Source organism: Paenibacillus sp. MDV22-iso6, assembly GCF_058408365.1.
In genome coordinates this window covers 373,132-393,627 of record NZ_JBZVDZ010000007.1, presented here as the reverse complement: position 1 = coordinate 393,627, position 20,496 = coordinate 373,132, and the positions used below count along the sequence as shown (strand labels likewise).

Genomic DNA, 20,496 nt, shown 5'->3' with positions numbered 1-20,496 from the left:
AGGCATGATTAGCAATGCGTACACAAGGTAATCTGGATGTGAATTCATTAAAAGAGCTTTCATGGGTTGAAAGAACGGTACTTGGTGTGATTTTTTGCAAATATGCCGGACAACCCTTTTCCAACATGCTGACATCAGCAGAGTGGGCTGTGGATGGTCTTAGCAGAGCTGAAGCAGTGACGACGTTTATAGCGCTTCGGCATAAAGGCTGGATCAAAGCTGTGCGCAAGTCTTGGGGCGAACGCTTGTATTACATACCAGAATCACTACTTCCTTTGTTAACCATTGCCTACGCAGCACGAGTTGGACAGTTCGCTCAGCTGAAGACGAATGTAATACAGGATGAAATGACACAAGATAAGGCCATATCCAGTATTGAAGTCCACAAAGTGACGATTGTTCGAGAGGGAAAACCGGATATTGCCGCAGAGCTTCTTCATGTACTGGCTTGGATGGTAAGAGAAGGTCAAGCCCAAGGAGGACTCCTATTAACAAGTAAGGGAACGATCCACAAGAAAATGGTGCAGCGATTAAGTCGGATGACGGTTCTGGGCCCTGAAGATTTTGCCGAACTAGGTATTCACTATGATCATGCGGATGTGTATCCAGTCCATGTGGCCCTTATTATTGATTTGCTGCTCAGTCTGGGTTTGATTGAAAAGGCGCATAACCGAATGCATGTGTCACCTGACCGTCTTTATCACTGGTTAACGTTGTCGTGGTCTTCAATGCACCGAGAAATCTATAGCGTATGTATGGACCGATATGGTGCAGCTGAGCCTAAACTTCAGCATTTTCGTTATCAACTGATGATGTTTGCTTCACGGGAAAATGAATGGTTGAGTATTTCAGCAGGGACTTTAGACAACGTTGAGCTGAAAGAAGCAATTGAAATTAGAGAGAGTGAAGGTTCTTCAGGATTATCCTTCTTAACACATATCTGGGGTTGGCTCGATGTTCTGACAGGTTTGGGATATGGTGAGGTTGGTGAGTCAGCTGCGGGAGAGCTTTTATATCGCTGGCAGATTGATCCAAGAATTTTATTGAACTTTGCGAATGACGAGTCAGAAAAACCGGAAAAGAATACGATTTTTGTTCAGCCTGACTTTGAAATTATGGTTCCTCCAGATGTAGCCCCACAGGTCCGCTGGAATCTGGACATTGGTGCAGAGCTTGTGAGTCGTGATCGAATGTCCATATATCGGATAACAAAGGAACGAATCATCGCAGCATCAGAGATCGGTCTTACAGCGGATGTAATGATAAACTTCCTTAGACTGTATGCTGTCTCGGGAGTGCCTGAGCATGTGGAGCTAGCGATCCAGCAGTGGGGACAGGATGCAGACAGACTTTACATGGATGCTAGGCAGAACGTTGATCAGGATGAATCGGTGGATAAAGTTAAGAAAAAGGACACCTGGATATATGAATCGAGAAGTGAATTACTTGAAAAGTTGAACAGGCCAGAGGCGGAAGCCATTCTAGATGAGTCCATTGTCGGAGCAGATGAGTTCAAAGTCGGACTTGAGGTGCAGAAGGAACTCTTTTATATTCGTGGAAGAGCGGGGCTCATTCAATGTGACTCCAATCTGCACACGTATGAACACGATCATTCCATCACGGAGCAGTCAGGTCTGTTTCCCGGATACGGAGAGATCCCTGAGATGTGGCATAACGAGTGGCGAGGATATCATGTATCCACAGCTCGTCAGATTGCTGCGAAAGCCATTGAATGGCAGACAAAACTGGGTCTGAAGCTAGACAGCCATATCGTTTATGTTATCCCTGATCAGATTCAAGGTCATGAAGATTGGACACTAACGGGCTGGTCCATATCGGAGGATGGTACAGATCCCACAGAACGCCGTACTTTCTCACCTAACGAATGGAACCAGATACGCCTGATTATTCCGAACCATGCATAAACTTGATCGACTTTGCCAAAGCAGATCGCCTGTTCCCTTTATTTCTATTTGCAGGAAAAACTCTTCTTAACTTTTCGGGGATATGATATGATGAAGTAGTCTACGTTAAGTAGAACTTTATATATAGATAGGATGAATTTCATGAGCGTAGCGGAAATGAACACGGTCGATATGGCCCAAGTGTTAACGGGCGCATATGAACTGGGCGACATGATTAACCAATCAGCCGAAGTATCGGATTATTTATATTGGAAGCAGCAAGTGGAGACGAGCCCTGAAATTCAGGCGGGGATACGCAAGCTGGAAGCCAAAAAGGAACTATTCGAAGAAACCCAGCGTTTTGGGCATTTTCACCCGGACTATCACGCCGCAAAAGATCAGGTTCAGGCTCTAGAGCTTGAATTGGAACATTTCGAGGCGGTAGCCCGCTTCAAACAGGCGGAGAAAGCATTGGACGATATGTTGTTCCAGATGTCGGAGACGATTGCATTCGCCGTGTCAACGACGATCAAGGTACCGAGCAATGATCCGAATCCGAAGGGCGGCTGCGGTAGCGGAGGCAAGTGTGGTTGTAGCTAAGATTTGATAAGAACATAAATTTATGACAGACCGGACCTTTCCGAGGATCCGGTCTCCATTATAGAAAGGCGGGGAAAATGATGTTTGCGGAAAGGACAGGATTCATTATATGGGTCAGTGATTTGAAAGCGGCTCGTAATCTCGAAAAGTATGGTACCGTTCATTACATCTCCCGCCGTATGCATTATGTCGTCATGTATGTTAATGCAGAGCGGGCTGAAGATACGATGAAAAATGTGAACAGACTTTCCTATGTGCGCAAGGTTGAACGTTCCTACCGGAATGAGATTAAAACAGAGTATGCTAGCAAAACGATGGACAAAACGAGTTTTTACGGGATATAACAAAAATGGTTTGGAAATGTACAGTGAACTTATTGCCACTGTACATTTCGAAACGATTAACCAGAGGGGCCCTTCGGGGCCGCTCTTTTATTGAATTAGGCATAAACTGGATTTTGTGAAAAAATCTGAAGTTACGCCTTGAGGTTGCGGGACTTATGTTGTAATATATTGGGTAAATAAATAGATAGAAAGTCCTATCTGGTGGAGAGTGATTCCCATGCGTGATAAGGTGATGCAACGTTGGAGCACGTACGAGCCTTTTTTCGTGGCTCTTGGAGACAAAAAAGTGGCCGACATCGTCATTACCAATCATGCCAAGATGCGGTATGCAGACCGTATTGAGCCGGCACGTAATGATGATGACCATATTGCGGCATGGTTATGGGAGTGTCTGAAGCAGGACCGTATTACACCATACTACCGTAATGAGCAGGATGTTTACCTGATCGACGAAGATTTGGTCGTGGTTGCTGAATTTTCCGAACTTGAAGGGGAATATGACATTGCTGGCAATCCGCTTCATAAGATGATTGTTGTTACGTTTCTGGGGAAAATGTCCGAGACGATTGAACTGCGGGATTTAAAATCGTATTATTCTTGGCTAAGACATTCAAGACGAATGACTCTTGTCAAGAACAGTCGCAAGCATAAGTAAGTTTGGAATAATCCATATTTTCGAATTGATAGATTCAGGTTACATCGCATGCAGACAAGCTGCATGCTTTTTTTGTTGGAATTCACGAAATCGGCTACAATGGGGAAAGCGTACAGAAGAGGGGCGAAGATATGAATTTTCATCAATTGCATATTTTTTATACCGTAGCAGAGAAGGGAAGTTTTTCAGCGGCTGCGCAAGCACTACATATGACACAACCTGCGGTGACGATGCAGATTCAATCGCTTGAGGATTATTTTGGGACCAAGTTGCTGCATCGTTCTACCAAGAAAATAGAATTATCCGAGGCGGGTCGGACATTACTGCCTCATGCCAAACGCAGTGTAGAAATGGTCAGACAGACAGATGAGGCGATGTCCGCGTTTACACAGATGCTGCAAGGCAGATTGCAGCTTGGGGCAAGTTTGACGATTGGTGAGTATGTGTTGCCACGAATGCTGGGCCCTTTTGCTCGCCAATACCCGGATATCTCGATCGTTATGAAAGTGATGAATACGACGCAAATTATGGACGATATCTTGAAACATCAGCTTAACTTTGGACTGATTGAAGCGCCAGTAAACCACCCGGATATGATTGTAGAGCCGGTCATGCAGGATGAATTGAAGCTGATTGTTCCGGCAGGGCATGCTCTGGCAGATCGTGGGGAAGTAGAGCTTGAAGATGTGCTGAACTACGCGTTTGTGTTGCGGGAAAAAGGCTCGGGTACCCGTCAGGTGATGGAAGATCAGTTGCAGAAGAGAAATATAGATCCACAGGACATGAATGTGGTGATGGAACTTGGCAGTACAGGTGCTGTGAAATCCGCCGTAGAAGCGGGTGTGGGTATCACCATGTTATCCCCGTCGTCCGTTCAGCATGAGCTGGCCCTTGGACTGGTTCATATCGTGGATATTCGTGGGCTTGAGTTCAAACGACAATTCTACGCTATACATCTGAAATCTTCATTGCTTCCCTTGTCAGCAGTAGCGTTCCTGAATTATTTGCGTCAGCATGAGCAGACAACATCAGAAGGACGAGCGGAATAAGAGGGTCATATTAATTTAAAATCCATTCTGTTACTCACTAGATATAAGAAGGAGCTGTTGTTCATGAATCACTTTAACGGACGTTGTGATCTTCATACGCATAGCCAAGCGTCGGACGGAATGCAGCCACCTGCCGAGAATGTGAAGCTCGCCAAACAAAGAGGACTGTCTGCGGTGGCGCTGACAGATCACGATACAGTAGCTGGTGTAGCCGAGGCACAGTGGGCTGGCCGTGAGTATGGAATTGACGTTGTGGCAGGGGTAGAGATCAGTACCCGCGCTGGCGGCAAGGATATTCATGTGCTGGGGTATTATGTGAATACAGAAGATGAGAAATTTCTGGAGCGACTGCGCGGGCTTCGGGAGGCGAGAGAAGAACGCAATCATCTGATCATTGCCAAGCTGCAGGAGCTTGGACTCGAAATTAGCTGGCAGGAGGTCATTGATTTCCTTGGCCGACCGCTGGAGCCGGATGAAAGCATCGGTAGACCTCATATGGCAGACGTGTTGGTACGAAAAGGATATGCTGCTGATATGAGGGATGCATTCAATCGTTATCTGGCTGAAGGCCAACCGGGCTATGTATCGGTTCCCCGAGTTGCACCGGAAGATGCATGCCAGTGGATTAAAGATGCGGGTGGTGCTGCTGTTATTGCCCATCCTGGTTTATACAGAGACGACGAATTGGTTCGTCGCATTCTGGTGGACGCCCATCCTGACGGTATTGAAGTGGTTCATTCGGATCATGGACCAGAAGAGGAGCGCAGATATGCGGAGTTGGCACGGGAATTTGGGCTCATTCAAACAGGTGGTTCGGATTACCATGGTGTAAGGCAAGGGGTAGTATTTCATGGGGATCTGGGTAGCAAAACCGTAACCATTGATGTGCTCGATAAACTCCGGGCTGCAGCCGGAAAGTCTTGATGGGGAAACTTTCTTCATATGTTTTATTAGACTGGGGTATAAGGGATCGGTTGTCATCGTGCTAAAATTGAATATGAAAAAAAAGGACATAGAGATGGGGTGAGCGTTAATCGCTAGCCATGTCTCTATCTCCTTTTTGATTGCCTATAATTAAGCTAGGTGATGGAATAATTCACCCATGTGCCGCGAGCAGCTCCAAGGCGTTCAAATAACTGCTGTGCCCGCTCGTTGGTTGCTGCTGTGATCCAGGACATGTAAGCACATCCGTGTTCACGTGTATACTGCTGACAATGTTCAAACAGTTTGGCCTCGGCTTCGCCTTCTCTGCAAGCTTCCGTCACAAACAAGTCATTCATAATGGCAACGCGGTTTGCCTTCATCGTGCTGTAGGTAAAATAGAGTGTAGCGAATCCGATAAGTTCACCGTCCTGCTCTGCAACGAATTGAACACCTATCTGCTGATCAAGCAGGTTTTTGATTAAAAGCTCGATTGCCTGATCACCAGGCCAGGGGTTGTTATAAAAGCCGACGACATACTCGTGCATTAATGCACTCAGCGGTAGTACATCATTAGGGTGAGTTGGTCTGATATTTAGCGTCATGGGACACATCCTTAGAAATTTATTTATAGATTTAATAATTGAATTATTATACATTAAAATGAATTTATATTCAAAATAAAACAATACACTGAATCACCAACTTAAGTCCATGGTAATTTGAGAAACAAAAAATCCCCCGAACAGTCTTTTGTTCCGGGGGATTTTACGTTGCCTAACCGGGTTGAAAAGCAAGCCTCTTATCCATTTTTGATCGTGGATGGCAAACTTTTAACCAGCTCTTCGTTTGGCGTCACAAATAAGGTCTTCTGGTGGTCATAAATGACAAAGCCTGGTTTGGAGCCACTCGGCTTGCGTACATGTCGGATAAAGGTGTAATCCACCGGCACGCTGCTGGATTCTTTGGCTTGACTGAAGTAAGCCGCGAGTTGTGCGGCTTCCTCCAAGGTTGCTTCGCCAAAGTCGGTGCTGCGAATGACGACATGTGAACCCGGGATGTCTTTGGTGTGCAACCAAGTGTCATTGGAAGAAGCCAAACGGTTGGTGACGTACTCATTTTGCAGGTTGTTTTTGCCTACGAGAAGTTCAATTCCCTCTGAAGAAGTAAACTGATGCACTGTAGGGCGGTCGTTTTTCTTTTTCTTTTTGCCTTTTTTGTTGCGGTCGCGAAGATAACCCTGTTGCACAAGCTCATCGCGAATTTCCTCGATGTCGTTCATGGATGCGATAGACAGTTGCTGGAGCAGATTGTCGAGATAGTCGATCTCGTCTTTCGTTTTTCCAAGCTGCTCATGAATAACAGCCAGACTGTTCTTATATTTGTTATATCGTTTGAAATAACGTTGTGCGTTGTCAGACGGTGTAAGCAATGGGTCAAGCTGAATGGTAATGTTCGCTTGATCTTCATCATAGAAGTTCACAAGCTCCACACTTTTGTCCCCTTTACTAACCTGATGCAGGGAGGCAAACAGCAGCTCACCCCATAATCTGAATTTATCCGCATCGTCGGCTTCCAGCAGATCCTTGTTCAGGTTGTCCAGCTTTTTGATGTTTTTGCTGCGCTCATTTTGCAGAAAACGTAGCAGATCGCTCACTCTTTGCTTAACCGTATCCCGCTCGGCCTTGTCTCCGTAATAATCTTCCATACACTTGCTCATCGTGTCATAGGTTTTCTCTGCGTCCTGAATGCTCTGAAGCTGAACGGCTGAGAAAATCATTTTGCCTTTAGCATTTAGCCCAGTCACAGGCGTATAACTATTATCTCTTACTGGCCCCATGATGGACTCAAAAGCATTCCACAGCGCATCGGCTTCGATTCGAGCCACACCTTCACTTGCAGCTTGATCGTCACCTTGATTAGCAGGTACCCGAGAGGTAATCTCTCCTGCGATCAGCGGACTAAGACCGCTGAATGAATTCACCAGCCAGCGAGAGGCCTCTTCTTCAGCAGCAGTATAGCTATTTTGGAATTCAGTGCTGCTCACTTCCAGCGGATTGCTTTTATGCTGCTCTGGTGGCTCGGTGTACGAAAATCCAGGCATAATGACCCGGTAACTACTGATGGACGGGGTTACGTGATGAATCCCATCCAGAATCGTCCCCGTGATCGGATCGACCAAAACAATATTACTGTGACGCCCCATCAGTTCAATGATGATCCGTTTGACCGAAACATCACCCAGTTCATCGCGCTGACGCACGTCGATATGAATAATCCGCTCCATACCAATCTGACGAATTTCCTCAATGATCGCACCCTCGCAGTGCTTACGCAGCAGCATGCAGAACATGGGAGCTTCAGTAGGGTTAACAAACGTTTTTTCGGTAAAATGCACACGCGGATATGTCGGGCTTGCCGAAATAAGCAATTTGCTATTTCCACGCTGAGCACGGAGGGTCAGTACAACATCATGGCCGTTAGGTTGATGTATTTTGCTGATGCGTCCGCCCTTGCAGCCTTGCAGTTCATGTACGATAGCTCGTGTTACGATGCCGTCCAATGCCATTTTTTTCAACGTCCTCTCTATCTATAACTGAAATGAACACCGGGATATGTAAAAAAGAACCCGTTGCAGATTCGTATTCGTTTGTATAGCAATAAATCGGATTGCCACTGTGTATATAACCACAGACCTTTATTTTAGCTTATTCTGCCCATCAGGGAAAGGATTCGCCATCGGGTGCTAATTAGGGTCCTGTCCGAATACATATAGAGCAGGTAGTTTGTCCGGCATCGCGTACAACCTGTTGATTAGCATAGCCGGTGTAGTATGTGTGACGTTTTACAGAGGAAATACAGACTGGGAGGGAATTTTGAAGCATGGAACATACCAAGTGGCACCAACTTAGCGTTGAAGAGCTTCGTAACACTCTTGGCGTCAGTCTTGAGGAAGGATTAACCGAAGAGACTGCAACCGAAAAGAGGAAGGCCGCCGGTTCAAATGAGCTGAGCGAAGGAAAGCGCATATCTCCAATTACATTATTGCTTAATCAATTTAAGGATTTCATGGTTCTGGTGTTGATGGGTGCCACACTGGTGTCCGGATTGCTTGGAGAATACTTGGATGCTGTAACGATTGTTGCCATCATTGTGCTTAATGCCATTCTTGGTTTTGTACAGGAATTCCGGGCGGAGCGTTCCCTTCGTGCATTGAAACAATTGTCGGCCCCACTGGCCAAAGTGCTAAGGTCAGGTCAGGAATTACATCTTGAGGCCAAACTTTTGGTGCCAGGGGATATCGTGCTTGTGGAGAGCGGTGATCGCATACCTGCCGATGTACGCTGGCTGTCCACGAACAGCCTCGATGTGGAGGAATCTGCACTTACGGGGGAATCGGTTCCTGTAAGCAAACATTGCCATCCCATAGCTGCGGAGGATGTGCCGCTAGGAGATCAGAAGAACATTGGATTCATGGGAACGATGGTCACTCGTGGTACCGCCAAGGGCGTTGTGGTCCGGACGGGCATGGATACCGAGATGGGCAAAATAGCCGACTTGATCCAGAATACGGAGGAACAGGAAACACCGCTGCAACACAGGTTGGAACAGTTGGGTAAAATTTTGATTTTTGTGGCGCTCGGATTAACCGTCATGGTTGTTGTTGCAGGTATTTTGCATGGACAACCGGCAGTAGGCATGTTTCTGGCAGGCGTCAGCCTCGCAGTGGCCGCCATACCAGAAGGCTTGCCAGCGATTGTAACGATTGCGTTGGCCCTTGGCGTACAGCGTATGATCAAGCGAAAAGCGATTGTGCGCAAGCTTCCCTCCGTCGAAACCCTTGGTTGTGCCTCGGTCATCTGTTCGGATAAAACGGGTACGTTGACCCAGAACAAGATGACGGTTACGGACGTGTGGCTGGAGGGACGCAGCATCAAGGTCACCGGGGATGGTTATGCACCAGAAGGACAGATGCTGGAGAATGGTCGTACCTTGGAACTGATGAGTGACCAGACATTGCGGAGAATGCTTCAGATCAGCGCACTATGTAATAATGCCAGTATTATCGAGAGTGTTGGAGATGAGATGCGGAGTAAAAAGAAAGGTAAAGAGACAAATAAGGATAGTAAGAAAGAAGCGAAGAAAGGTACAAAGAAAGATCATGTTAATGAAACGGTCAAGGAAAACAGCGTGGTATGGGAGCTGAAAGGCGACCCTACGGAAGGGGCGCTTGTAACACTGGCCTCCAAAATGGGACTTACCCCCGCTGGCCTCAAAGAGTTATATGCACGTGAGCAGGAGTTCCCGTTTGACTCTGACCGGAAGCGGATGTCTGTCTTGGTTCACCATCAGGGTGGGCGGATGGTCTACACCAAGGGTGCACCAGATGTGCTGATTGGGCAATGCAGCTACATTTTGTGGGAAGGCAATGTGGTACCTTTCACAGGAACGCTGCGGCAGAAAGTCATGGCGGCGAACGAGAATATGGCGGGTTCTGCACTGCGGGTTCTCGGGATGGCTTACCGCGATGTACGGCCGAATGAAAAAGTAGAGAATGAACATGCTGCCGAGAGCCAGCTCGTCTTTGTCGGGCTTGCAGGCATGATTGATCCACCGCGGCGTGAGGCACGGGATGCAATTGCGACTTGTCGCAGAGCAGGCATACGTACCGTTATGATTACGGGCGATCATGGTACGACGGCAGAGGCTATCGCCCAACAGTTAGGTATTCTTCCACGGGGTGGGGCTTCACTTAGCGGCCAGCAATTGGCGGGTATGACGGACGAGCAGCTGGATAAACAGGTAGAGGGCATTTACGTATTCTCACGAGTATCGCCTGAGCACAAACTACGGATTGTAAAATCATTGCAGCGCAAAGGACATGTCGTAGCGATGACTGGAGATGGCGTGAACGACGCACCAGCCATTAAAGCAGCAGACATCGGTATTGCGATGGGAATAACAGGCACGGATGTGACGAAGGAAGCATCGGCGTTAATTCTGAGTGACGATAATTTCTCTACTATAGTAGCTGCAATTGAAGAAGGGCGTAATATTTATGAGAACATCCGCAAGTTTATCCGGTATTTGCTAGCATCCAATGTTGGCGAGATTTTAACGATGTTTTTCGCGATGATGATGGGACTGCCTTTGCCACTCGTGCCGATCCAGATTCTGTGGGTCAACCTGGTGACGGATGGATTGCCAGCGATGGCACTTGGTGTGGATCAGCCGGAAAAAGATCTGATGGAACACAAGCCGCGTGGCGCCAAGGAAAATATTTTTGCCAGACGATTGGGTTGGAAAATTGTCAGTCGGGGTGTATTGATCGGGCTTTGTACACTCGGGGCGTTCTGGCTTACCCTACAGGCCGCGCCAGATGAACCGGGTCAGCTCATTAAAGCTCAATCTGTTGCCTTTGCTACTCTCGTTTTGGCACAGCTCATTCATGTATTTGACTGCCGTAGTTCACGCTCCATTTTCCACCGCAATCCATTGCAGAACAAGTACCTGGTATTTGCAGTTATTTCATCCATCGTGCTGATGCTGGCGGTCATGTATGTAGAGCCGTTGCAGCCTATCTTCAAAACAGTACCACTGGGTATGCGTGAATGGGCCATTTCCATCGTTGCCGCAGGTATTCCAACCTTCCTGATGGGAGTGGGCAGCGTGTGGGGAGGTCGTCGCAACCGTCGCCGCATGGGCCCAGGCCGCTTCGTACCGAAAAGTACAAAGTTTTCGGCATAAAATCAATAGCAATTGCTTATCGTTTTCGTTATGCTATCCTCAAAATGATTAGAGGCGAGATTCCTCGGCATTTTGCAGGATAGCTTTTTTTATTGGGAATGTTGGATATGAATATCCAGGGTATCCTGTAGAGAAGCAAGAATAACGCTTTGGCAGCAGACTGCCAAAAGGAGTGGGCAAGGTTATGGAATTTACAAAAATGCACGGACTCGGCAACGATTTTATTGTTGTGTTTGGAGAACAACAGCTTCCGGCTGATGCAGCAGAATTGGCTGTAAAATGGTGCAACCGTTTCTTCGGTATCGGTGCGGATGGCCTGGTTTATATACTGCCTTCAGAGAAGGCGGATTTTCAGATGCGCATCATGAACTCGGACGGCTCGGAAGCAGAGCAATGTGGCAATGCCATACGCTGTGTATCCAAATATGTATATGATCATGGTCATGTGACCCAAGAACAGATTACGATTGAAACCATTGGCGCGGGTGTACAACCAGTAAGCTTGAACATTCGTGATGGTAAAGTGCAAACCGTTCGTGTGGATATGGGAGAGCCTATCCTGAATGGACTTCAGGTTCCAACGACCGTGGATGCCAATCCGGTGGTGGATCATTCCATCGAAGTAAATGGACAGGATTTCAAATTTACGGCCGTCTCCATGGGTAATCCTCATGCAGTCATCTATGTGGATGATGCTGTGAATTTCGATCTATCGACATGGGGGCCACTACTTGAGGTTCATCCCATGTTCCCGAAAAAAATCAATGTAGAGTTCGCAACGGTTCGCGATCGCGGCTATGTGGACATGCGTGTGTGGGAACGCGGTGCTGGACCAACACTTGCCTGTGGAACCGGAGCTTGCGCAACACTGGTATCATCCGTTCTGAACGGACATACGGATCGCACAGCGGTGATCAGCCTCAAGGGTGGCGATCTTCATATTGAGTGGAACGAAGCCGACAACCACGTGTACATGACTGGACCTGCTGAAGTTGTTTTCAAGGGAGTCACTTCGTAAAGAATACGTTTAAATGAGGAGGCCTTAGGGCCTCTTTTTTTGCAGTTATATGAATTCCTACTAGTCCAGAGGGTTATAGAAACTGAATTTCACGAAAAACCTGTGTTTTTCTTCGTTTTCAGATGTTTTTTGTGTTACATTAGTATGAAATGATCAGTCAGGCGGGGGGAAAAGGGATGAAGGCGGATTTACGCAGTGTAATGCAGGAACGGGTCCTCATAGGGGATGGGGCGATGGGAACTTTCCTGTATCAGATGGGATTCCCGGTAGGGATTTCTTATGAAGAGTTGAACTTGATATCACCTGAAGTGGTGGCAGATGTGCATCGTCGTTACCGCGATGCAGGTACGGAAATTCATGAAACCAATACGTACTCTGCCAATTACGATAAGTTGTCTAAGTTTGGTCTGGAGTCCAAGGTCGAGGATGTCAACCGTGCCGGTGTACGTATCGCCAAAGAAGTAGCTGGCGCAAACGGTTATGTTCTGGGCGCGGTTGGCTCCATTCGTGGAGGAAAGCGGACCAACGTATCAACAAGTGAATTGAAGCGTTTCTATCAGCAACAGATTTTTGCACTGCTCGAAGAAGGAGTGGACGGCATTCTGCTCGAAACCTTCTATGATATCGAGGAAATGGATATCGCCCTCCTGCAGGCTCGCAAGCTGAGTGATCTGCCCGTGATTGGACAGTTCGCTGTTGAGGATGTAGGGCACACACTGGATGGATATACGATGCCAGAAGCTTTCCGAATCATGCGTGAGCAAGGGGCTGACGTCATTGGTTTCAACTGCCGTTCCGGTCCAAACGGAATTATGCGGGCGATGGAGACGGTGTCAGGCCGTATCGGTGTCCCGATGTCTGTTTACCCGAATGCGGGTGCAGCGGATTACGTCGATGGTCAGTTCCGTTATGGAGCGTCCCCGGAATACTTCGGACAGACGGCAGTGCAATTCGCTGATCTGGGCGCACGTATCATCGGAGGCTGCTGTGGTACAACACCTGATCATATCGCCGCAATCGCCCAGGCTCTTGTTGAATACACACCTGTTCCAATACTGGAACCTGATCCATCCGAGTCGAAACCGCGTATTATCCTGCATGAGAATGTAGATGAACGGTCTGGACGGGGTGGGCAGCCTACGATTGTGGATCTAGTCAAACAACGTCATACGGTCATCGTCGAACTTGACCCACCGCGTGATCTCGACATTGCGAAGTTTATGAAAGGTGCCGAGACGCTAAAAGCGGCTGGTGCAGACGCATTAACATTGGCTGATAACTCCTTGGCGGTTACCCGGATGAGTAATATGGCTCTCGGTCATCTTGTTCAGGATCGTACTGGATTGCGCCCACTGGTGCATATTGCATGTCGTGACCGGAATCTGATCGGGACACAATCGCACATGATGGGATTTGATGCGCTAGGCATTAATCATGTACTCGCTGTAACAGGTGACCCTGCACGATTTGGAGACTTGCCCGGATCAAGCTCGGTATACGATCTGACTTCTTTTGAAATTATACGTATGATCAAGCAGTTGAACGATGGAGTATCCTTCTCCGGTAAACCGCTCAAGCAGAAGGCAGGCTTTGTTATCGGTGCCGCATTCAACCCGAATGTGAAACATCTGGATAAGGCTGTACAGCGGCTTGAGAAAAAGATTGCTTCCGGAGCCGATTATATTATGACGCAGCCGATATACGATCCTGAACTAATCGTAGCCATGCATGAAGCGACCAAGCATCTGGATGTGCCGATCTTTGTAGGGGTAATGCCGTTAGCCAGCGGCCGAAATGCAGAATATCTGCATAATGAGGTTCCGGGTATTCAGCTGTCGGATGAAGTGCGTTCCCGGATGGCTGGTCTCGAAGGTGAAGAAGGTCGAGCAATGGGTGTGAAGATCGCCAAGGAGCTTCTGGATGTAGCAACAAAACATTTCAAAGGAATCTATTTAATGACTCCATTTATGTTCTATAGTATGACGGCCGAACTGACCCAATATGTGTGGGAGAAGTCGGAGCATCAATGTCCTACTTGTTTCAACCCTAATAATCAATTACAATAGTGTAACGGATGTGATGCCGATGTCATTCAGTATGACCGGATACGGTCAATCCGCCTTTCATTTTGGAGGCTATAAGGTACAATTGGAAATCAAGTCTGTCAACCATCGTTATTGCGAAGTGATGATGCGTCTCCCGAGAGAGTGGACGTGTTATGAAGACGGATTGAGGAAAAAGGTACAGAGCCGCTTAAAACGTGGGCGGATTGATGTTTATGTAATGAAAGAAAAAGATGAAGACCAGGCTCTTCCCGCTGTTCTGAATGAGCAGGCGGTCAGGGCCTATCTTCAGGCCGCAGAGCAATTGGAGAGCCGCTATGGTATGCAGGGCAAACCGAGTATTATGGATATGCTGGCACTTCCAGATGTCATGGTTCATTCGGATGGGACGAGTTCGCTTCCGGAAGAGCAGAAGGACGAATGGGAGCGTGTCCTGCAGCAGGGGTTGGAAGAGGCTTTATCCGGTCTGGAGCAGATGCGCGCCCGCGAGGGTCTTCATCTGGCCAGTGATCTGGAACGACGTGTCAGTCGTCTGGAATCACTGCATACCGAGATGCTTGCTCTTGCGCCGACTGTGGTGAGTGATCATCGCAACAAGTTAAGACAAAGGCTTACGGAAATGCAGGAAGAAGGCTCTTTCCCTTTTGACGAGCATAAATTAGGTATGGAAATTGCTATGTTTGCCGATCGTTCTAACATAGAGGAAGAGCTTACGCGTCTACAGAGTCACTTTGGACAGAGCAGGGAACTGCTGAAAAGTGATGAGCCAGTAGGCCGCAAGTTGGACTTTCTTATTCAGGAGATGAATAGGGAAGTCAATACGATTGGATCAAAAGCCAACCATTTGGCTCTGGTGAACCGTGTTGTCGAGATGAAGGCGGAACTGGAGAAAATTCGTGAGCAAGCGGCGAATATCGAATGAACGGTCATATTTCGGCAAAAGAGTCGCATGTATAGGGGGAAGAACCTGATTATGGCAATCAAACTCATTAACATTGGATTCGGTAACATCGTATCGGCGAACCGGATTATATCCATCGTGAGTCCGGAATCGGCGCCGATCAAGAGAATTATACAAGAGGCAAGAGACCGTCATATGCTGATAGACGCAACATACGGAAGACGTACTCGTGCCGTTATTATTACGGATAGCGATCATGTCATTCTGTCTGCGGTTCAGCCAGAAACGGTCGCCCATCGTCTTTCTTCGAAAGATGATGACAACGACGAATAAAATGGAGTGTAATATGTCTAAGGGATTACTGGTAGTGTTGTCCGGCCCATCAGGGGTCGGGAAGGGTACAGTATGCAGCGCTTTGCGCAAACGGGTGCCGGAATTGATTTATTCTGTATCGGCAACGACTCGTCAGCCACGTCTGGGTGAGGAACATGGCGTCAATTATTTCTTCAGAAGCCATGAAGAATTCCTGAACATGATTGCTGAAGATCAATTGTTGGAACACGCAGAATATGTAGGGAACTATTACGGAACACCGCGTGATTTTGTGGAGAAAACGATTAACGAAGGCCGGGACATCATTCTTGAGATTGAAGTTCAAGGCGCGTTGAAAGTGAAAGAAAAGTTCCCGGAAGGGATCTTTGTATTTCTGTTGCCTCCTTCATTGGACGAGCTTAAAGATCGCATTCAGGGCCGTGGTACGGAAAGTCAGGCGACGATTGATCACCGGATGTCCGTCGCGGTAGATGAGATCAGTCTGCTGGAGCAGTACGATTACGCTGTCGTTAATGATGAAATTGATTTGGCGTGTAAACGAATAGAAAGCATCATTATCGCCGAACATTGTAAGATCAATAAATAATCCATTTGCCGCCGCAAAATGCGATAATCAGTGGAGCTGCTGTCATAGGATATATGAGAGTAGCTCCAGTCTGGTTAACGTATCCAGCGGTGCACCATGATTCCGTCAGGCGGCGAATTGTGATTATACTAATGCAAAGAGGTGTTTTGTAAATATGCTGTATCCTTCTATTGATGAAATGATGAACAAAGTCGACAGCAAGTATTCCCTTGTTGTTGCCGCTTCCCGCCGGGCAAGACAGCTTCGTGAAGGTGAGAAAACGGATTTGAGAAATGCCAGATCCCATAAACAGGTTGGCGTTGCACTTGAAGAAATTTATGGTGATCTGCTCGTTGTCATCAAAGGACAGGACGAAGAGGAAGAAGAGTAAGCCGCCTGCGGCTGCTCTTCAACTGCATACGGCGCAAGCCGGATTTATTTGACAACCGCGAGGTTGTTATTTTTTTCTCTATTCATCCTTATAAAGGTCGTATATATCGGGGGGATAACCATGTTGAACGGTAAAAAAATCGTGCTTGGTGTGACTGGCGGCATAGCCGCATACAAGGCGGCTACATTATGCAGCAGGCTGGTGCAAAAAGGAGCGGACGTTCATGTCATTATGACGAATTCCGCGAAACAGTTTATTACCGAATTAACGCTGCAAACCTTGACCCGAAATGTAGTATATAGTGATACATTTGATGAGCGGGAGCCTTCGGTCGTCTCGCATATTCATCTGGCTGATATGGCCGATCTTGTGTTGGTTGCTCCGGCAACAGCCAATGTGATTGCCAAAATGGCACATGGGATGGCAGATGATATGCTCTCAACAACCTTGCTTGCAACCACTGCTCCGGTGATGATTGCGCCAGCGATGAATGTACATATGTATGATCATCCGGCGGTACAGCATAATATGTGCCTGTTAACCGAGCGCGGAACCATGATGATTGAACCGGGTGAAGGTCAACTGGCATGTGGGTATGTGGGTAAAGGACGGTTGGAAGAACCAGAGACGATTGTCGATGTGGTGGAACGTTTTTTTGAACAGCAGGAATCTGTTAAACGGGAACGTAATGAACAGCTTTCTTTGTTGAGCGGGAAGAAGGTTGTGGTCACTGCAGGAGGTACCATAGAACGCATTGATCCGGTAAGGTATATTACCAATGATTCCTCAGGGAAAATGGGTTTTGCCATTGCAGCGGCAGCGCGTGATCTGGGGGCAGATGTAACTTTGGTTATGGGAAATACCCAGGTTCAGCCACCGGCGAATGTACAGGTGATCCCGGTGCAGTCAGCGCAGGATATGTATGATGCGGTAGCAAGCCAATGGGATAATGCAGATATCGTGGTTAAGGCCGCAGCTGTTGCGGATTATCGCCCCAAGGAAGTGTACACAGAGAAAATCAAGAAGAAAGGCGATACATTATCGCTTGAACTTATTAAAAATATAGATATTCTTGAAACGCTGGGTAAGCAGAAGAGCCATCAATTTTTGATTGGTTTTGCTGCGGAGACAAATTCATTAGAAATGTATGCACGTGAGAAACTGGAACGGAAAAACTGTGATCTGATCGTAGCCAATGATGTCACCCAGGCGGGTGCCGGATTTGGAACAGATACCAACGCGGTGCACATCTATGACCGTGAAGGTTTGGTGGAAGAGCTTCAGGTGGTGGCCAAGGAAGAGGTTGCTCGCCGGTTGCTTTCGATTGCGGCGGAGCGCATTGCCGGGAGGAATTAATATGGAGATCGCCAAGGTTATTGTCGATGTTCCTGTGAAGGAAACGGACCGGCCGTTTGATTATTTGGTGCCGGAATCCATGCGTGAATGGATTGAGATTGGCAGCAGGGTAGGTGTACCTTTTGGTCATCGGACGGTGCAGGGTTTCGTGATTGATCTGGTGCCTCGCACGGGTACGGAGAAATTCAAACTCAAACCGATTCAGGAATTGCTGGATATCGTTCCGCCGTTGTCAGAAGATTTGGTTGAATTGGCCGAATGGATGAGTGAACGTTATGCCAGCAACCGCATTTTGTCTTTGCAGGTGATGGTACCGACTGCGCTAAAAGGGAAAGCAGAACGGTATATCTCCCTTGGAGATGCGCTGGATGGACAAATGGCAGGTTCGGCGTCAGGCGAAGAAGTTCTTTTTGTGTGGGGAGAAGAGTCGACTTCAGAAAAGGTGCAGCAAGATATTATTCGTTTTGTGAAGAGTCGTGGGCAGGTTCCCTTACAACAACTGAGTCGTAAATACCCCAATCATGCTGCGCTGATCAAGAAGTTGCTGCTCAGTGGTGTCCTGCTGGAAAGTCAGGCGATTAAGGACAAGCTGAATAAAAAAACGATGAAATCCATTGATCTTGCTGTGGATGTAGCGGCTGCGGAAGAGGCATTGAATTCATTCCCGGCAAAGGCACAACGGCAGAAGGAAGTTTTGACTTTCTTGCTGGAAATGAAAGAACTGTTGCCGATGGCGATGAAAGAATTGCTGTCCACACTTCAGGTATCAGCGGCTACAGTCAAAGGTCTGGAGGAGAAAGGACTGGTTGCAACGGAGGACGTCGAAGTCTTTCGTGACCCTTATCAGGGCCGTAAGTTCCGTGCGACCGAGCCATTGAATCTGACCGACGAGCAGCAGCATGTCTATAACAATATTAATGGTCGATTGCAAGAAGGGCGCCATGGCGTCTTTTTGCTTCATGGTGTAACAGGCAGTGGTAAGACGGAAGTATACCTCCAGACCATTCAGCGCTGTATTGAACAGGATCGACAGGCAATTGTGCTTGTACCTGAGATTGCATTGACACCGCAGATGGTTGAGCGTTTTAAAGGACGTTTTGGTGATCAGGTTGCCGTGATGCACAGTCGTCTGTCTGGTGGAGAGCGTTATGATGAGTGGCGCAAAATTCGGGAAGGTCAGGTGAAGGTTGCCATTGGCGCCCGTTCAGCAGTCTTTGCTCCGTTTAGTCGTCTTGGTCTGATTATTATGGACGAGGAGCACGAGACTTCATATAAACAAGAAGAAACCCCGAAATATCATGCACGTGATGTAGCGGTAAAAAGAGCACAGCAGCATCAGGCGGTCGTTGTCCTGGGCTCAGCGACACCTTCGCTGGAAAGTTACTATGCTGCCCGTTCACAGAGCAATGATGATTTTGCACCACTTTTGTTGGAGATGCCTACCCGCGCACTTGGTAATAAGCTGCCGGAGGTACGGATTGTTGATATGCGCGAAGAGTTGAAGGACGGAAATCGCTCGATGTTCAGCCGTGCCTTGCACAAAGGATTGGAAGAGCGGTTGGAGCGCGGGGAACAGACCGTGCTTCTGCTGAATCGACGTGGCTATTCCACCTTTGTGATGTGCCGCAGTTGTGGATACGTTGCAGGCTGTCCCGAGTGTGATATTTCATTAACCTATCATCAGCGCTCCAATAATCTTCGTTGTCACTATTGTGGATATGCGGAAGCAGCACCAGAAGTGTGCCCGGATTGCGGCAGTGAGCATATTCGATATTTCGGTACAGGTACGCAGCGGGTAGAGGAAGAATTGGCGAAGCTGTTCCCGGGTATTCGCGTCATTCGGATGGACGTGGATACAACGAGCGAAAAAGGTTCGCATGAGAAGTTGTTGAAGCAGTTTCGTGAGAAAAAGGCAGACGTATTGTTGGGTACCCAGATGGTTGCCAAAGGGCTTGATTTTCCTGATGTCACCTTGGTTGGAGTCATCACAGCAGACTCGGCACTTAATTTGCCAGATTTTCGGGCTGCCGAAAAAACATTTCAGCTGCTCACCCAGGTGGCGGGCCGTGCAGGTCGACATCAACTGCCGGGCGAGGTGTTCGTTCAGTCCTATACACCAGAGCACTATTCGATTGGGCATGCGAGCCAGCATGACTATGTTTCGTTTGTCCGGGAGGAATTATTGCATCGGCGCAATTTGCAGTACCCGCCTTACTGTCGCCTGATTTTGGTGACCTTCTCACATGAGCAGCTTCCGGTACTGATCCGGCTGGCTGAGAACTACACACGAATACTGAAAGAAAAGGCAAATGCTGCTGGCTGGTTAGGCAGTTTGGATCGTTTCAGCAATGATGCCTTTGACGTGCTTGGCCCGGTAGCCTCACCAATTCCTCGGATCAAGAATAGATACAGATTCCAATGTATGATAAAATGGCGGGGGGATGTCGACGCCATTGGACTGGCGCTCGCGACGGCCCGGCGCATGGACGACGATGTTCAGGCGCAAAAACTGCAAATTAGTCTGGATGTAGACCCGCAAATGTTAATGTGAGCATTTGTATTAAAATGCGGATGTAAACAAGCGGTATAAACATAGATTAAAAACAACATGAATGATGGCTCGATCTTAAAATCAGTTTTTGATACCT

The 20,496-nt window shown here is 47.7% G+C and carries 17 protein-coding genes; 15 read left to right on the top strand and 2 right to left on the bottom strand.

Annotation, left to right across the window (positions count from 1 at the left end; translation table 11 throughout):
* Window positions 1-14 precede the first annotated feature (14 nt).
* The 6 genes from AC4PM4_RS21355 (at window position 15) to AC4PM4_RS21330 (ending at window position 5,476) form a co-directional block, all read left to right on the top strand.
* The gene (locus tag AC4PM4_RS21355; RefSeq protein WP_063565589.1) at window positions 15-1,925 is read left to right on the top strand and encodes a helicase-associated domain-containing protein; all 1,911 of its coding nucleotides are present in this window, start codon (window positions 15-17) and stop codon (window positions 1,923-1,925) included.
* 141 nt (window positions 1,926-2,066) lie between these two features.
* Entirely contained in the window at window positions 2,067-2,504 is a 438-nt protein-coding gene (locus tag AC4PM4_RS21350) for a YlbF/YmcA family competence regulator (protein ID WP_063565590.1), read from the top strand.
* An 80-nt stretch (window positions 2,505-2,584) separates the two neighbouring features.
* Window positions 2,585-2,848 (top strand): YlbG family protein, encoded by a 264-nt coding sequence (locus AC4PM4_RS21345; RefSeq protein ID WP_063565591.1) that lies wholly within the window; start codon window positions 2,585-2,587, stop codon window positions 2,846-2,848.
* A gap of 217 nt (window positions 2,849-3,065) precedes the next feature.
* Window positions 3,066-3,503, top strand: a complete 438-nt coding sequence (locus AC4PM4_RS21340; RefSeq protein ID WP_063565592.1) for a hypothetical protein — start codon at window positions 3,066-3,068, stop codon at window positions 3,501-3,503.
* 131 nt (window positions 3,504-3,634) lie between these two features.
* On the top strand, window positions 3,635-4,552 hold the full coding sequence (locus AC4PM4_RS21335) for a selenium metabolism-associated LysR family transcriptional regulator (RefSeq protein WP_488731670.1): 918 nt from the start codon (window positions 3,635-3,637) through the stop codon (window positions 4,550-4,552).
* A 63-nt stretch (window positions 4,553-4,615) separates the two neighbouring features.
* Window positions 4,616-5,476 (top strand): PHP domain-containing protein, encoded by an 861-nt coding sequence (locus tag AC4PM4_RS21330; RefSeq protein ID WP_491614513.1) that lies wholly within the window; start codon window positions 4,616-4,618, stop codon window positions 5,474-5,476.
* A gap of 155 nt (window positions 5,477-5,631) precedes the next feature.
* Here the strand turns inward: AC4PM4_RS21330 and AC4PM4_RS21325 are convergent, their stop codons facing one another.
* Together AC4PM4_RS21325 and AC4PM4_RS21320 are read right to left on the bottom strand one after the other, a co-directional pair.
* Window positions 5,632-6,078, bottom strand: a complete 447-nt coding sequence (locus AC4PM4_RS21325) for a GNAT family N-acetyltransferase (protein ID WP_063565595.1) — start codon at window positions 6,076-6,078, stop codon at window positions 5,632-5,634.
* Between the two features lie 197 nt (window positions 6,079-6,275).
* Window positions 6,276-8,042: an Rqc2 family fibronectin-binding protein gene (locus AC4PM4_RS21320; protein WP_063565596.1), complete on the bottom strand. Its 1,767-nt coding sequence runs from the start codon at window positions 8,040-8,042 to the stop codon at window positions 6,276-6,278.
* Between the two features lie 314 nt (window positions 8,043-8,356).
* On the opposite strand from AC4PM4_RS21320, the gene AC4PM4_RS21315 reads away from it, so the two are divergent.
* The 9 genes from AC4PM4_RS21315 (at window position 8,357) to priA (ending at window position 20,399) form a co-directional block, all read left to right on the top strand.
* Window positions 8,357-11,221 (top strand): calcium-translocating P-type ATPase, SERCA-type, encoded by a 2,865-nt coding sequence (locus AC4PM4_RS21315; protein WP_063565597.1) that lies wholly within the window; start codon window positions 8,357-8,359, stop codon window positions 11,219-11,221.
* A 184-nt stretch (window positions 11,222-11,405) separates the two neighbouring features.
* Window positions 11,406-12,239 (top strand): diaminopimelate epimerase, encoded by an 834-nt coding sequence (dapF, locus tag AC4PM4_RS21310; RefSeq protein WP_072735353.1) that lies wholly within the window; start codon window positions 11,406-11,408, stop codon window positions 12,237-12,239.
* A gap of 176 nt (window positions 12,240-12,415) precedes the next feature.
* A complete protein-coding gene (locus tag AC4PM4_RS21305; protein WP_064636607.1) occupies window positions 12,416-14,305 on the top strand; it encodes a bifunctional homocysteine S-methyltransferase/methylenetetrahydrofolate reductase in 1,890 nt (629 codons plus the stop codon).
* A gap of 19 nt (window positions 14,306-14,324) precedes the next feature.
* Window positions 14,325-15,224 carry a YicC/YloC family endoribonuclease gene (locus AC4PM4_RS21300; RefSeq protein WP_064636609.1) on the top strand — a complete coding sequence of 300 codons (900 nt, stop codon included), beginning with the start codon at window positions 14,325-14,327 and terminating at the stop codon, window positions 15,222-15,224.
* Window positions 15,225-15,275: 51 nt separating this feature from the next.
* A complete protein-coding gene (gene remA / locus AC4PM4_RS21295) occupies window positions 15,276-15,536 on the top strand; it encodes an extracellular matrix/biofilm regulator RemA (protein ID WP_006209218.1) in 261 nt (86 codons plus the stop codon).
* 13 nt (window positions 15,537-15,549) lie between these two features.
* The gene (gene gmk / locus AC4PM4_RS21290) at window positions 15,550-16,122 is read left to right on the top strand and encodes a guanylate kinase (protein ID WP_024631121.1); all 573 of its coding nucleotides are present in this window, start codon (window positions 15,550-15,552) and stop codon (window positions 16,120-16,122) included.
* Window positions 16,123-16,276: 154 nt separating this feature from the next.
* Window positions 16,277-16,492, top strand: a complete 216-nt coding sequence (gene rpoZ / locus AC4PM4_RS21285; protein WP_024631120.1) for a DNA-directed RNA polymerase subunit omega — start codon at window positions 16,277-16,279, stop codon at window positions 16,490-16,492.
* 120 nt (window positions 16,493-16,612) lie between these two features.
* Complete coding sequence (coaBC, locus tag AC4PM4_RS21280; protein ID WP_072735352.1) at window positions 16,613-17,848, top strand: bifunctional phosphopantothenoylcysteine decarboxylase/phosphopantothenate--cysteine ligase CoaBC; 1,236 nt, start codon at window positions 16,613-16,615, stop codon at window positions 17,846-17,848.
* Window position 17,849: 1 nt separating this feature from the next.
* Window positions 17,850-20,399 carry a primosomal protein N' gene (priA, locus tag AC4PM4_RS21275; RefSeq protein ID WP_491614509.1) on the top strand — a complete coding sequence of 850 codons (2,550 nt, stop codon included), beginning with the start codon at window positions 17,850-17,852 and terminating at the stop codon, window positions 20,397-20,399.
* Window positions 20,400-20,496 lie beyond the last annotated feature (97 nt).